General features: G+C 61.7%; 11 protein-coding genes. 6 read left to right on the top strand and 5 right to left on the bottom strand.

The window, feature by feature from the left end:
- Window positions 1–52 precede the first annotated feature (52 nt).
- Both ACIOUG_RS17050 and rmuC read left to right on the top strand, forming a co-directional pair.
- Window positions 53–376 carry a sel1 repeat family protein gene (locus tag ACIOUG_RS17050; protein ID WP_401067136.1) on the top strand — a complete coding sequence of 108 codons (324 nt, stop codon included), beginning with the start codon at window positions 53–55 and terminating at the stop codon, window positions 374–376.
- Between the two features lie 175 nt (window positions 377–551).
- Complete coding sequence (gene rmuC, locus ACIOUG_RS17045) at window positions 552–1,916, top strand: DNA recombination protein RmuC (protein WP_401067190.1); 1,365 nt, start codon at window positions 552–554, stop codon at window positions 1,914–1,916.
- A 143-nt stretch (window positions 1,917–2,059) separates the two neighbouring features.
- On the opposite strand, the gene ACIOUG_RS17040 is transcribed toward rmuC, so the two are convergent.
- Window positions 2,060–5,530 (bottom strand): NahK/ErcS family hybrid sensor histidine kinase/response regulator, encoded by a 3,471-nt coding sequence (locus ACIOUG_RS17040; protein WP_401067135.1) that lies wholly within the window; start codon window positions 5,528–5,530, stop codon window positions 2,060–2,062.
- A gap of 247 nt (window positions 5,531–5,777) precedes the next feature.
- Window positions 5,778–6,320, bottom strand: a complete 543-nt coding sequence (locus tag ACIOUG_RS17035) for a TetR/AcrR family transcriptional regulator (protein ID WP_401067134.1) — start codon at window positions 6,318–6,320, stop codon at window positions 5,778–5,780.
- A 91-nt stretch (window positions 6,321–6,411) separates the two neighbouring features.
- On the opposite strand from ACIOUG_RS17035, the gene ACIOUG_RS17030 reads away from it, so the two are divergent.
- From ACIOUG_RS17030 to ACIOUG_RS17015, 4 genes are all read left to right on the top strand, one after another.
- Window positions 6,412–7,599 carry an MFS transporter gene (locus tag ACIOUG_RS17030; RefSeq protein WP_401067132.1) on the top strand — a complete coding sequence of 396 codons (1,188 nt, stop codon included), beginning with the start codon at window positions 6,412–6,414 and terminating at the stop codon, window positions 7,597–7,599.
- A 52-nt stretch (window positions 7,600–7,651) separates the two neighbouring features.
- Entirely contained in the window at window positions 7,652–7,963 is a 312-nt protein-coding gene (locus tag ACIOUG_RS17025; protein ID WP_401067130.1) for a cupin domain-containing protein, read from the top strand.
- Between the two features lie 105 nt (window positions 7,964–8,068).
- A complete protein-coding gene (locus tag ACIOUG_RS17020) occupies window positions 8,069–9,220 on the top strand; it encodes a TDT family transporter (protein ID WP_401067128.1) in 1,152 nt (383 codons plus the stop codon).
- 97 nt (window positions 9,221–9,317) lie between these two features.
- A complete protein-coding gene (locus tag ACIOUG_RS17015) occupies window positions 9,318–11,192 on the top strand; it encodes an MFS transporter (protein ID WP_401067126.1) in 1,875 nt (624 codons plus the stop codon).
- A 98-nt stretch (window positions 11,193–11,290) separates the two neighbouring features.
- Here the strand turns inward: ACIOUG_RS17015 and sugE are convergent, their stop codons facing one another.
- The 3 genes from sugE to rdgC form a co-directional block, all read right to left on the bottom strand.
- Window positions 11,291–11,605 (bottom strand): quaternary ammonium compound efflux SMR transporter SugE, encoded by a 315-nt coding sequence (sugE, locus tag ACIOUG_RS17010; protein WP_003223093.1) that lies wholly within the window; start codon window positions 11,603–11,605, stop codon window positions 11,291–11,293.
- Between the two features lie 119 nt (window positions 11,606–11,724).
- Window positions 11,725–12,690, bottom strand: coding sequence for a bile acid:sodium symporter family protein (locus ACIOUG_RS17005; protein ID WP_401067124.1), 966 nt, complete (start codon window positions 12,688–12,690; stop codon window positions 11,725–11,727).
- Window positions 12,691–12,866: 176 nt separating this feature from the next.
- Window positions 12,867–13,772: recombination-associated protein RdgC (gene rdgC, locus ACIOUG_RS17000; protein WP_401067122.1), on the bottom strand; the 906-nt coding region annotated here is incomplete at its 5' end.

Raw genomic sequence — 13,772 nt, 5'->3', positions numbered from 1 at the left:
TGCGAAAAAGAGAGTAGAGTGGCGCGCCTTCCGATCTGCCCTACAGTGTTTTATGAAGTTTCGCTCAGTATCAGACTCTGTTACCTCCGAACACCCGCGTGTTACCTCTCCCAAACGATTCTCCGTGCGTGTGGCTGAATGGCTGCTCGACAGCCCGCGTCTGGGCGAAAGCCGCAATGCCAAGCACCTGGCAGGACGACTGCTCAAGCAACCGGCACGTGAAGGCGTGGTCGCGGCGCAAAGCCGGCTCGGTCAGTTGATGTGTCGCGAGTGCGGCAATGCCCGGGATCGGCGCATCGGCCAGGATCTGCTGCGCCAGGCCGCCCGCGCCGGCGACCGTCGTGCGCAACGGGAACTCGGTCTGCTCGAAGACTGAGCTGTCCAACACTCCGTACCTTGGTTAACCTTCAGGCTTTATGTGATCGGCAGGAGTGGCTATGGCTATGGACTTGACCAGCGTGTTGCTCGGTCTGGCGGGCGTGGGATTGCCGCTGCTGGCGCTGGCCTGGCAACTGCAACGGCGGGCCAGCGACCGGCAAGCCGAGGTCGCCTTGCTCGAAGAGCGCCTGGCCATGGCGCAACTGGCGCAGGACGGGCTCAACGCCCAGCTTGAGGCGAGCCGCGATGAAATCGTCGACCTCGGCCAGGCCAATGCCGCCAAACAGGCAGAGCTGGCGGCCCTGCGCCGCGAAGTCGAGCTGCTGCAGATCGAGCGCGATGACGCCCGTGACGCTTCCCACGCCTGGAACATCGAGCGCGCCAACAAAGAGGCCGAACTGCGTCGTCTCGACGCTCAGGCCGCGTCGCTCAACGCTGAGCTGCGCGAGCAGCAGGACAGCCATCAGCAGCGCCTCAACGACCTGCAAGGCTCGCGCGATGAGCTGCGGGCGCAGTTCGCTGAACTGGCCGGCAAAATTTTCGATGAGCGCGAGCAGCGTTTTGCCGAGTCAAGTCAGCAACGTCTCGGTCAGTTGCTCGATCCGCTCAAGGAACGCATCCAGTCCTTCGAAAAACGTGTGGAAGAAAGTTATCAGGCCGAAGCCCGCGAGCGCTTCTCGCTGGCCAAGGAACTGGAGCGCCTGCAAGCGCTGAACCTGCGCCTGAGCGACGAAGCGACCAACCTGACCCGCGCCCTCAAAGGCCAGAAAACCCAGGGCAACTGGGGTGAGCTGATTCTTGAGCGAGTGCTGGAACACGCCGGTCTGGAAAAGGGTCGCGAGTACCAGACCCAGGTCAACCTCAAGGGGCCGGACGGCGAGCGCTTCCAGCCGGACGTGATCATTTACCTGCCGGGCGACAAGCAGGTGGTGGTCGACTCCAAGGTCAGCCTCACGGCGTATCAGCAGTACGTCGCCGCTGAAGACGACACCCTCGGCCAGATCGCGATCAAGCAGCACGTGCTGTCACTGCGCAGTCACGTCAAAGGCCTCGCCGGCAAGGATTACAAACGTCTGGAAGGCCTGCACAGCCTTGATTTCGTCTTGCTGTTCGTGCCGATCGAAGCGGCTTTTTCCGCCGCGCTGCAAGCTGAACCGACGCTGTTTCAGGAGGCGTTCGACCGCAACATCGTGATCGTCAGCCCGACCACGTTGCTGGCGACATTGCGAGTGATCGACAGCCTGTGGAAGCAGGAGCGGCAGAGCCAGAACGCGCGGGAAATCGCCGAGCGTGCCGGCTGGCTGTACGACAAATTCGTGCTGTTCATTCAGGATCTGGACGAGGTCGGCAATCGCTTGCAACAGCTGGACAAGGCCTACAGCTCGGCGCGCAACAAACTCACGGAAGGGCGCGGCAACCTGGTCAGCCGCAGTGAACAGCTCAAATTGCTCGGCGCGCGGGCCAGCAAGAGCCTGCCGGCAGATCTGCTGGAGCGGGCGATGACCGATGTCGATGGGCTGGTCGAACTGCCAGAATAAACTCGATTCTGTGGCGAGGGAGCTTGCTCCCGCTGGGGGGGCGAAGCACCCCTTGAGTCTGAATCTCCGATTGGCCTGCTACACCGTTTCGCGACTGCTGCGCAGTCGAGCGGGAGCAAGCTCCCTCGCCACAGGGGGGCTTTTTACAACGGCACATACCGACTCAACAACGCCCGCAACGCCGCCGGTTTCACCGGTTTCGCCAGATAATCCAGCCCCGCCGCATGCACCTGCGCCACCGTCTCCGGCCGGCCATCGGCGCTGATCACCACGCCCGGCACCGGCTCTCCCAGTGTGGTGCGCAACCACGCCATCAGCTCGGTTCCGGTATCGCCGTGGTCGAGGTGATAGTCGACCAATGCCAGTTGCGGCCGTACGCCATCGTTCAACAGCGCCGCACATTCCTCGCGATTACGCGCGGTCCACACCCGACAGCCCCAGCGGGTCAACAGGCTGTTCATGCCAATCAGAATGCTGTCTTCATTGTCGATGCACAGCACCTGCGCGCCGCTGAGCAACTTGCCGTTCAACTCGACCGCCGCGTTCGCCGGCACCGACTGCGCCCGGGCCAGCGGCACGCTGACACTGAACACACTGCCGCGCCCCGGCCACGAGCGTACGCGCAGGGTATGGCCGAGCACGCGACACAAACCGTCGGCAATCGCCAGGCCCAGCCCCAGGCCCTTCTCGGCGCGGGTCTGATGGCTGTCGAGGCGTTTGAATTCCTCGAAAATCACTTGTTGCTTGTCTTCCGGAATGCCCGGCCCGCGATCCCAGACTTCCAGACACAGCTCGCCTTCACGCCGACGCACGCCCAGCAGCACAGGGCCCTTGGCATAGCGGAAGGCGTTGGTGAGGAAGTTCTGCAGAATCCGTCGCAGCAGCTTGATGTCGCTGTCGAGGCGCAAATGGCTGCCGCGCACACGGAATTTCAGGCCTTGTTCCTGAGCCAGCGCCTTGAATTCGGCGCCGAGGGTATCGAACAGCTCATTGAGCGCAAACGGCTTGCGATCGGGGTTGATCTTGCCGTTTTCCAGGCGGGAAATATCCAGCAGGTCGCTGATCAGGTCTTCTGCCGAACGCAGCGAACTGTCGAGGTGTTGCACCAGTTGCTGCGCTTCGCTGCTCAAACCGTCGTCCTGGTGGGAGAGGGCGGCGGAGAACAATCGGGCGGCGTTCAACGGCTGCATCAGGTCATGACTGACCGCAGCGAGAAAGCGGGTTTTCGACTGGTTGGCGGCCTCGGCATGGCCCTTGGCTTCGGTGAGTGCGACGTTAAGCTGCGACAGCTCCTGCGTGCGCTCGCTGACCCGTTGCTCGAGGCCTTCGTTGGCCTCGGTCAGCGCTTGCTCGGCTTCGCGGAACGCGGTGATGTCGGTGAAACTCATGACGAAACCGCCACCGGGCATCGGGTTGCCGATCAGCTCGATCACCCGGCCATTGGGGAACAGGCGCTCCGAAGTGTGCGCACGGCCCTGACGCATCCAGTGCAAGCGCCGGGCAACGTGGACTTCCGCCTCGCCGGGGCCGCACAGGCCACGTTCGGCGTTGTAGCGAATGATGTCGGCAATCGGCCGGCCGACGCTGATCAAGCCGTCCGGGTAGTTGAACAGCTCCAGATAGCGGCGGTTCCACGCCACCAGTTTCAGCGACTGGTCGACCACGCTGATGCCTTGGGTGATGTTCTCGATCGCACCTTGCAGCAAGGCGCGGTTGAATTGCAGGACTTCCGAGGCTTCGTCAGCGATACGGACGACGTCCTCCAGCTGCATTTCCCGACCTTCGATCGCAGCTTTTACTACGGCGCGTGTCGAAGAAGCGCCAAGCACACCGGCCAGCAAGCGTTCGGTGTGGGCGATCCATTCGCCATCGGCGTTCTGGTTCGGATTGAAGCCTTTGCCCTGGCGGTAGGCGAAACGAATGAAGCTCTGCCGCGCACGTTCTTCACCGACAAAGCGCGCCGCCAGTTGCAGCAAGTCATCAATCTGCACGGCGAGCATCGAACGCGCACTCGGCCGTGCGCTGATTTCCTGACCGATAAAGCGCCCCGCCTGCCAGTGTTCCGAGACCCGGGTGCGCGACAGCACCGAGACCCAGGCGAAGAGGGTGAAGTTGCCCGCCAGCGACAGCACTACGCCCTGGGTCAGCGGGGTGATCGGCAGATTCAGCGGGTTGCTGTGCAGCCACGCCAACCCCGGAAATGTGCTCAGCGACCAGCCGAGGCTGTGAGCGGCAATCGGCAGGATCAACGTGTAGAACCAGAGGAATGTGCCCGCCGCCAGACCGGCGAAAACCCCACGACGGTTGGCCTGTTTCCAGTACAGCGCGCCGAGCATTGCCGGAGCCAGTTGGGTGACGGCGGCGAAAGCGATCTGGCCGATGGTCGCCAGGCTCGCAGTGGAACCGAGCAAGCGGTAACTGACGTAGGCCAACAACAGAATCAGCACGATGCTCACGCGGCGCACCGAGAGCATCCACTGGCGGAACACTTCGAACGGGCGCTCGGCGTTGTTGCGCCGCAGCAACCACGGCAACAGCATGTCGTTGGAGACCATTGTCGACAGCGCCACGCTGGCCACGATGACCATGCCGGTGGCCGCCGATGCGCCGCCGATAAACGCCAGCAACGCCAGTGCCGGGTGGGCCTGGGCCAGCGGCAGGCTGATCACGAACGAGTCGGGCAGCACGTGGCTCGGCAGCATCATCTGCCCGGCGAGGGCGATCGGCACCACGAACAGCGCGGCCAGCGCCAGATAGGTCGGGAACACCCACTTGGCCAGGCGCAGATCCTGCGGGTCGATGTTCTCAACCACCGTGACGTGGAATTGCCGCGGCAGGCAGATGATCGCCATCATCGCCACCCCGGTCTGCACCACCATCGACGGCCAGTTAATCGTTTCCTTCCAGTATTGCTCGAGGCGCGGCGCGAGCATGGCCTGATTGAACAGGTCATCGAAACCGTCGTACAGCCCGTAGGTGACGAACGCGCCGACAGCGAGAAAGGCGAACAGTTTGACCAGCGATTCAAACGCAATTGCCAGCACCATGCCTCGGTGGTGCTCGGTGGCATCGAGGTTGCGCGTACCGAAGACGATGGTGAACAACGCCAGGACCAGCGACACGATCAGTGCGGTGTCCTGGGCGCGGGTGCCCATGGCGTCGGCACCGGCGCCGATCAGCAGGTTTACGCCGAGGACGATGCCTTTGAGTTGCAGGGCGATGTAAGGCAGCACGCCGACCAGACAGATCAGCGCCACCACCACCGCCAGCGATTGCGATTTGCCGTAGCGGGCGGCGATGAAGTCGGCAATCGAGGTGATGTTCTCTTGCTTGCTGATCATCACCATTTTCTGCAGGACCCACGGCGCGCCCAGCAACAGCAGGATCGGCCCGAGGTAGATCGGCAGGAATGACCACAGTTGTTCCGCCGCCTGACCGACCGCGCCGAAGAACGTCCAACTGGTGCAGTAAACGGCCAGCGACAGGCTGTACACCCACGCGCGCATCCGCGGCGGCAACGGCGCACTGCGACGGTCGCCGTAGAAGGCGATAGCGAACATGATGGCCATGTAGGCCAGGGCGACGGCGGCGATCAGCCCGGTGGACAACGACATGCAACACTCCCGACAGAAGACTCCCCGGCAGTCCTGCCCGGGCGGACAGTCTCGCATGAGTGCGGCGGTTAGTCAGTGTCGACCAAGGTCGTGGCGTGGCGGGGTGTCGCAGGCTTGAAATTGGGTGGTTTCTCGGATGACCGGTCAGGCCCCATCGCTGGCAAGCCAGCTCCCACAAGGATCTCCAGTGGGCACAGATTTTGTGAACATCACTGACCCTGTGGGAGCTGGCTTGCCAGCGAAAGCGTCAGTCCTGTTTCAACGCAATATCAATCAACCGATGCAGCTCAGCCACCTCCAGCGCCGCCGCCGCAAACAGAATCCGGAACACCACCGGCGCCACCACCAGATTGATCAACCGATCAACGCTCGGCGCCGGCTCGTCCGGGTGGCGCTCGATGATGGTCTGCAACTGTGCGCCAATAATCGTCACGCAGTACCCCGGTGTGGCGCTGGCCTGCACGTCGCGCATCATGTTGCGCCCCGGCTCCGAACTCATTTCGTCCAGATACTGCTCGGCCCAGGCGCGGATATCACCGCGCAGGTCACCGGTTACGGCCGGTTCGCTGTCGGGGCGCATGCGGGCGAGGGCGACGTCCGCCAGCAACGCCGTCAGATCGCCCCAGCGCCGATAGATCGTCGAGGGCGTGACCCCGGCCCGCGCAGCGATTTGCGGGACGGTCACGGTGCTGCGCTCCTGTTCTTGCAGAAGCGCGCGGACTGCCGAATGAATCGACTCTTGCACCCGGGCACTGCGGCCGCCGGGGCGTAAACCTTCTTTAATAGCCATGCGCCAGACCTTAACACAAAGAATTTGCTTTAAGCCAAAGCCGAGAGCACACTCCGCAAAAGCAAAAAATTAGCTTTTGTGGAGTGTGCCCATGACCAGCCTTGCTTCCAACCGTGGCAGCCTGATTTTTCTGGCGATCACCTTGTTGAGTTTTCTCGCCGCCTCCACGGCGCCGACCCCGCTGTATCACCTGTATCAGGACCAGTTGCACTTCTCGGCAGCGATGCTGACCCTGATTTTCGGCGTGTATGCCCTGAGTCTGCTGGCGTCGCTGCTGACCGTCGGTTCACTGTCCGATCATCTGGGGCGCAAACCGGTGATCTTCACCGCCGTGCTGCTCAATGCGCTGGCGATGCTGCTGTTCATCCATGCCGACAGCGTTGCCTGGTTGATCAGCGCCCGGGTGCTGCAAGGTTTTGCCACCGGCATGGCCACCGCTGTTTTGAGCGCGACGCTGCTCGATACGGATCGTCAGCAGGGGCCGTTGATCAACAGCGTTGCACCGTTGCTCGGCATGGCGCTGGGCAGCATGGGCTGTGGCTTGCTGGCCGAATTCGCCCCGGCGCCGTTGCAACTGACCTACTGGCTGTTGCTCGCGCTGTTTGTGTTGCAGGCGGTGTATGTCTGGCGTCTGCCGGAAAGCGTCACCCCGCAAGCCGGGGCCTGGGCGTCGCTGCGCCCGACCCTGCATGTGCCGGTTCAGGCGCGTTCGACCTTGTGGCGCGTGCTGCCGCTAAACACCGCGACCTGGGCGCTTGGCGGCTTTTTTGCCTCACTGGCGCCGTCGCTGGTGCGTACCGCTACCGGCTCGACTTCGAACCTGATCGGCGGCGCGACGGTTTCGGCGCTGACCGTGACCGGGGCGCTGATGATTTTCACCCTGCGCAATCGACCTGCGGCCCGGGCCCTGCAACTGGGCGCCAGTCTGCTGCCGATCGGTGTGCTGCTGATCCTGCTCGGCGTGCACAGTGCCAGTCTGACGCTGTTTTTCCTCGGCACGCTGGTCGCCGGTTGCGGCTTTGGCTCGGGGTTTCTCGGCGCTGTGCGCAGCCTGGTGCCGTTGGCCTTGCCGCATGAACGAGCGGGGCTGATGTCGGCTTACTACGCGCTGAGTTATCTGGCGTTCTGTCTGCCGGCATTGCTCGCCGGGTACTTGACCCGCAGTTATGGTTTGCTCGCCACCACCGATGGTTACGGTGCGGCATTGATCGTCCTGGCAGTCACGGCGCTGTTGCTCAGCCTGCGTCCGCAAGCGGCCAAGGCTTGTAGCGCTCCATAAGCACGGCGGTTTCGGTTAGCCTTGACCAGCCCTTCTATTCACGGATCGACAGATGAAGATTATCCGCAGCAAAACCTTCACCGCCGAGCGTGCCTGGGGCGCGCTGGACATTGCCAACATGAACGGCATCACCACGCGCCTGCACTGGACCGATCAGCCGTACAAATGGCACGTCAACGATGGCGAGGAAGTGTTCGTGGTGCTCGATGGTCAGGTGCAAATGCACTATCGCGAACAGGGCGAAGAAAAGCAGGTGCTGCTGGAGGTTGGCGATATCTTCTACGCCTCGGTCGGCACCGAGCACGTGGCGCATCCGCAAGGCGCGGCGCGGATTCTGGTGATTGAAAGCGAAGGCAGTGTCTAAATGCTTATCTGTAAAGTAGATAACAGATAGAGAAATTACCCGTTATATAGATATTCGATTCGGTTCTACCATGGGCTCAACCTCACCTGAGGACAGGAGTTCATGATGATTTGTCCCAACAGCGCCAAACCCGGCCTCAAGCCGTTCAGCCAGCTTCAGCATCCGCGTGAAGTGATCCGTCAATTCACCCCGAACTGGTTCGCCGCGACCATGGGCACCGGCGTGCTGGCCCTGGCGCTGGCGCAGTTGCCGGTGGCGATCCCCGGGTTGCACGCGGTGGCCGAAGGTTTGTGGTTGTTCAACATTCTGTTGTTCAGCCTGTTTACCTTCGCCTATGCCGCGCGTTGGGTTTTATTCTTCGATGAAGCGCGGCGGATCTTTGGCCATTCCACCGTTTCGATGTTCTTCGGCACAATTCCCATGGGCCTGGCGACCATCATCAACGGCTTTCTGCTGTTCGGCCTGCCACGCTGGGGCGAAGGCGTGATTCATCTTGCCGAGGTGCTGTGGTGGCTCGACGTGGCGATGTCGCTGGCCTGTGGCGTGTTGATCCCCTACATGATGTTTACCCGCCAGGAACACAGCATCGACCAGATGACCGCGGTCTGGCTGTTGCCGGTGGTGGCGGCGGAAGTGGCAGCAGCCAGCGGCGGTTTGCTCGCGCCGCATCTGGCCGATGCCCACGCGCAACTGGTGGTGCTGACCACCAGCTACGTGCTCTGGGCATTTTCCCTGCCGGTGGCGTTCAGCATTCTGACCATCCTTTTGCTGCGCATGGCCCTACATAAACTGCCCCACGAAAACATGGCCGCCTCAAGCTGGCTGGCCCTCGGCCCGATCGGCACCGGTGCGTTGGGCATGTTGCTGCTGGGCGCTGATGCACCGGCGATCTTCGCCGCCAACGGCTTGCCGGGTATCGGTGAAATCGCTGCGGGCCTGGGGCTGGTCGCCGGCATCACCCTGTGGGGCTTCGGTTTGTGGTGGATGTTGATGGCGCTGCTGATCACCGCGCGTTACCTGCGTGACGGCATCCCGTTCAACCTCGGCTGGTGGGGTTTCACTTTCCCGCTGGGCGTGTATTCGCTGGCGACTCTAAAACTCGCCGGCACGCTCAATCTCGGTTTTTTCAGCGTGGTCGGCTGCGTGCTGGTAAGCCTGTTGGCGGTGATGTGGCTGATTGTCGGAAAACGCACGGTGCAAGGCGCATGGCGCGGTGAGCTGTTTGTCTCACCTTGTATTGCAGGGTTGAAGAAATAACCTGAAAAGTTTAGGTAAGGTGTGGCCTGGATCACCGATCGGGATTCCAATAAGCAGATCCAGGCCATTCTCTACCGACCTCAGGGAAACACGGAAGATGAGTCACCCCTCACAGTTCAACCTGCTTCGCACCCGGCGCTTTCTGCCGTTTTTCATCACGCAGTCGCTGGGCGCGTTCAACGACAACGTGTTCAAGCAGTCGCTTATCCTCGCCATTCTCTATCGGTTGACCATCGAAGGTGATCGTTCGATCTGGGTCAACCTGTGTGCGCTGCTGTTTATCCTGCCGTTCTTTCTGTTCTCGGCGCTGGCCGGGCAGTTCGGGGAAAAATTCGCCAAGGACGCGCTGATCCGTCTGATCAAACTCGCAGAAATCGCGATCATGGCCGTAGGATCGGTCGGCTTCCTCTTCGATCACCTGTCGCTGATGCTGGTGGCACTGTTCGCCATGGGCACGCATTCGGCGCTGTTCGGGCCGGTGAAGTATTCGATTTTGCCGCAGGCGTTGCGCGAGGATGAACTGGTCGGTGGCAACGGGCTGGTGGAGATGGGCACGTTTCTGGCGATCCTTGCCGGGACCATCGGCGCCGGCGTCATTATGTCTTCGACGCACTACGCGCCACTGGTGTCGACCGCGATTGTCGGCATTGCGGTGCTGGGTTATCTCGCCAGCCGCAGCATTCCTCGCGCCGCCGCGGCGTCGCCGGAGATGCGTCTGAACTGGAACATCTTCAGCCAGTCCTGGGCCACCCTCAAACTCGGTCTGGGCCAGACGCCCGCAGTGTCGCGCTCGATTGTCGGCAACTCGTGGTTCTGGTTTGTCGGGGCGATTTATCTGACGCAGATCCCGGCTTACGCCAAGGAGTGGATGCACGGCGACGAAACCGTGGTAACGCTGATTCTAACGGTGTTCTCGGTGGGGATTGCGCTGGGTTCGATGCTTTGCGAAAAGCTCTCCGGGCGCAAGGTCGAGATCGGACTAGTGCCGTTCGGCTCATTCGGTCTGACCGTGTTCGGCCTGCTGCTGTGGTGGCATTCCGGCGGAATCCCGGAGAGTGTCACCGGCCACAGCTGGGTCGAAGTGCTGGGCTTTGCGCATACCTGGGCGGTGCTGGTCGACATTCTTGGCCTCGGCATTTTTGGCGGCTTCTATATCGTGCCGCTGTACGCTTTGATCCAGTCGCGCACCGCCGAGAACGAGCGGGCGCGGGTGATTGCCGCCAACAACATTCTCAACGCCCTGTTTATGGTGGTCTCGGCGATCGTTTCGATCGTGTTGCTGAGTGTGGTCAAACTGTCGATTCCGCAGCTGTTCCTGGTGGTGTCGCTGCTGAACATCGGCGTCAACACCTACATCTTCAAGATCGTCCCCGAATTCAGCATGCGTTTCATGATCTGGCTGCTCAGCCATTCCATGTACCGTGTCGAGCACCGCAACCTCGAAGCGATCCCGGACGAAGGCGCGGCATTGCTGGTGTGCAATCACGTGTCGTTCGTCGATGCACTGCTGATTGGCGGCGCGGTGCGTCGGCCGATTCGCTTTGTCATGTACTACAAGATCTACAACCTGCCGGTGCTGAACTTCATCTTCCGCACGGCGGGGACCATTCCGATTGCCGGACGTAACGAAGACATCCAGATCTACGAAAAGGCCTTCACCCGGATTGCCCAGTATCTGAAGGACGGTGAACTGGTGTGCATCTTCCCGGAAGGAAAGCTGACCACCGATGGCGAGATCAACGAGTTCAAGGGCGGGCTGACGCGGATTCTCGAAGAGACGCCGGTGCCGGTGATTCCGCTGGCGCTGCAGGGGTTGTGGGGGAGTTTCTTCAGCCGCGATCCGAACAAGGGGTTGTTCAAGCGGCTGTGGTCACGGGTGACGTTGGTGGCGGGTTCGGCGGTGGCGGTAGACGCGGCGGAGCCGGCGAAATTGCAGGGGTTGGTGGGGGCGTTGCGCGGGGCAGTCAGGTAGTTGTTACCTGATATGGCCCCATCGCGAGCAGGCTCACTCCTACATTTGAAGCGCGTACCCCTTGTAGGAGTGAGCCTGCTCGCGAAAGCGGCAGTGGCCTAAGCGCTGACCTTGAGGCCAATCAACCCGGTAATGATCAACGCCACACTGGCCAGGCGAATCAACGCCATCGACTCACCGAACAGAATGATCCCGGCAATCACCGTGCCCACGGCGCCGACCCCGGTCCAGATCGCATAAGCCGTACCCAGCGGCAATTCCTTCATTGCCAGGCCCAGCAGACCAAGGCTGATGGCCATGGCCGCAACGGTCAGGACAGTGGGGAGCGGGCGGGTGAAGCCGTCGGTGTATTTCAGGCCGACGGCCCAGCCGACTTCGAACAGGCCGGCGAAAAACAGAATGATCCAGGACATGCGAAACCTCCATCGATTGACGGGGCCGTCCCCAGATTGATAACTCGATCGAGCCGCAGGGTCGTCCCCGCGTAGCGCAACAGTCTGCCGAGCATTAATCCGGGGATCAAGTTTCCCGGTCAGTCGGCCGGCTGTTGCGCCAGCGCCTCACGGTCTTCTTTCTCGCTCATGCGCCGGAAGTATGTCGAGAGCAGCGCCCCGGAAATATTGTGCCAGACGCTGAACAACGCGCTCGGCACCGCCGCCAGCGGCGAGAAGTGCGCGCTGGCCAATGCCGCGCCCAAACCCGAGTTCTGCATGCCGACTTCCAGCGCCAGCGACTTGCGCTGCGCCAGGGGCAAGTTGAACAGGCGTCCGGTGAAATAACCCAGCAAGTAGCCGAAGCTGTTATGCAGCATCACCACGGCCATGATCAGCAGCCCGGATTCGGCGATTTTCGCCTGACTGGCCGCCACCACGGCGGTGACGATGATCACGATGCTGACCACCGACACCAGAGGCAACACGTCCACCGCGTGGCGCACCTTGTCGCCGAGCACGCGTTGCGCGACCACGCCGAGCACGATCGGCAGCAACACCACTTGCAGAATCGACCAGAACAATTCCATAAACGAAACGGGTAACCATGCCGACGCCAGCAACCAGATGAGCGCCGGGGTCAGCAGCGGGGCGAGGAGGGTGGTGACGGCGGCAATCGCCACCGACAGCGCCAGATCACCACGGGCCAGCCAGGTCATGACGTTGGAAGAGGTGCCGCTTGGGCAGCAGCCGACCAGTATCACCCCGACGGCGATTTCCGGCGGCAGATGGAAAATCTGGCAGAGCAACCACGCCACACCGGGCATGATCACGAAATGCGCAACCACGCCCAAAGCCACGCGCCACGGATGACGGGCGACGGCGGCGAAGTCATCGAGTTTGAGGGTCAGGCCCATGCCGAACATCACCAGCCCCAGCAGCGGCACGATCGCGCCCTTGAGGCCGAGGAACCACGCCGGTTGCAGAAACGCGATCACGGCGAAAATCAGAACCCAGTAAGCGAAGGTGTTGCCGACAAAGCGGCTGAGTGCAGCCAGTGCGCGCATGGCTTGTTCCTTATTATGTGAAAGCATTAGGAAGCTAAGCATACGGTGCCAGCAAAAAGATCGCAGCCTTCGGCAGCTCCTACAGGAAAACACATTCCAAATGTAGGAGCTGCCGAAGGCTGCGATCTTTGTTTTTTCAGGCACCCTCTATAAGAAGAGGGTGCATGCCAAGGGCCTTAGATCCCCTGCGGCGTCTCTTCACCGCCCAACGCTTCCACCAGTGCCGGCAGGAAGTCGCCGAAGGTCAGCATCATCAGGGTGAAGCTGGCGTCCAGTTGGCCCAGGGCCTCGTCGCCACCGTCCTGTTCGGCCTGATCCTGCAGCAGATCTTCGAACTTCAGGCGTTTGACGGTCATTTTGTCGTCGAGCATGAACGACAGCTTGTCCTGCCAGGCCAGCGACAATTGGGTGACCACTTTGCCGGTGCTCAGGTGCAGCTGGATTTCTTCGCTGGTCAGGTCCTGACGCTTGCAACGCACAATGCCGCCGTCTTCGTGGGTGTCGCGCAATTCGCACTCGTCCAGAACGAAGAAGTCCGGGGCCGCTTGCTGGGTGGTGACCCAGTCGGTCATCACAGCAGTCGGCGCGGTTTTCACGGTCAGCGGACGCACGGGCAGAGTGCCCAGCACTTCACGCATTGTGGAGAGCAGGTCTTCGGCGCGTTTCGGGCTGGCCGAGTTGACCAGGATCAGGCCCTGTTTCGGTGCGATGGCGGCGAAGGTCGACGAGCGACGGATAAAGGCGCGCGGCAGGAACGCCTGGATGATTTCATCCTTGATCTGATCGCGTTCCTTCTTGTAGACCTTGCGCATTTGTTCGGCTTCGATCTCTTCGACCTTTTCCTTGACCGCGTCGCGCACGACGCTGCCCGGCAGAATGCGTTCTTCTTTACGCGCAGCGATCAGCAGGAAGTCACCGCTGACGTGTACCAGTGGCGCATCTTCGCCTTTGCCGAATGGCGCGACGAAACCGTAGGTGGTCAACTCCTGGCTTGCACATGGACGCGCCAGTTTGGTGGCCAGTGCAGTTTCCAGCGCCTCGGCATCGACAGGCAGGTCTTGGGTCAGGCGATAGATACGCAG

The sequence above is a fragment of the Pseudomonas sp. NPDC087803 genome (assembly GCF_044742995.1).
Lineage (GTDB): Bacteria > Pseudomonadota > Gammaproteobacteria > Pseudomonadales > Pseudomonadaceae > Aquipseudomonas.
Note: the sequence above shows the minus strand (reverse complement) of the source record. Positions and strands in the feature narration are given on the sequence as shown.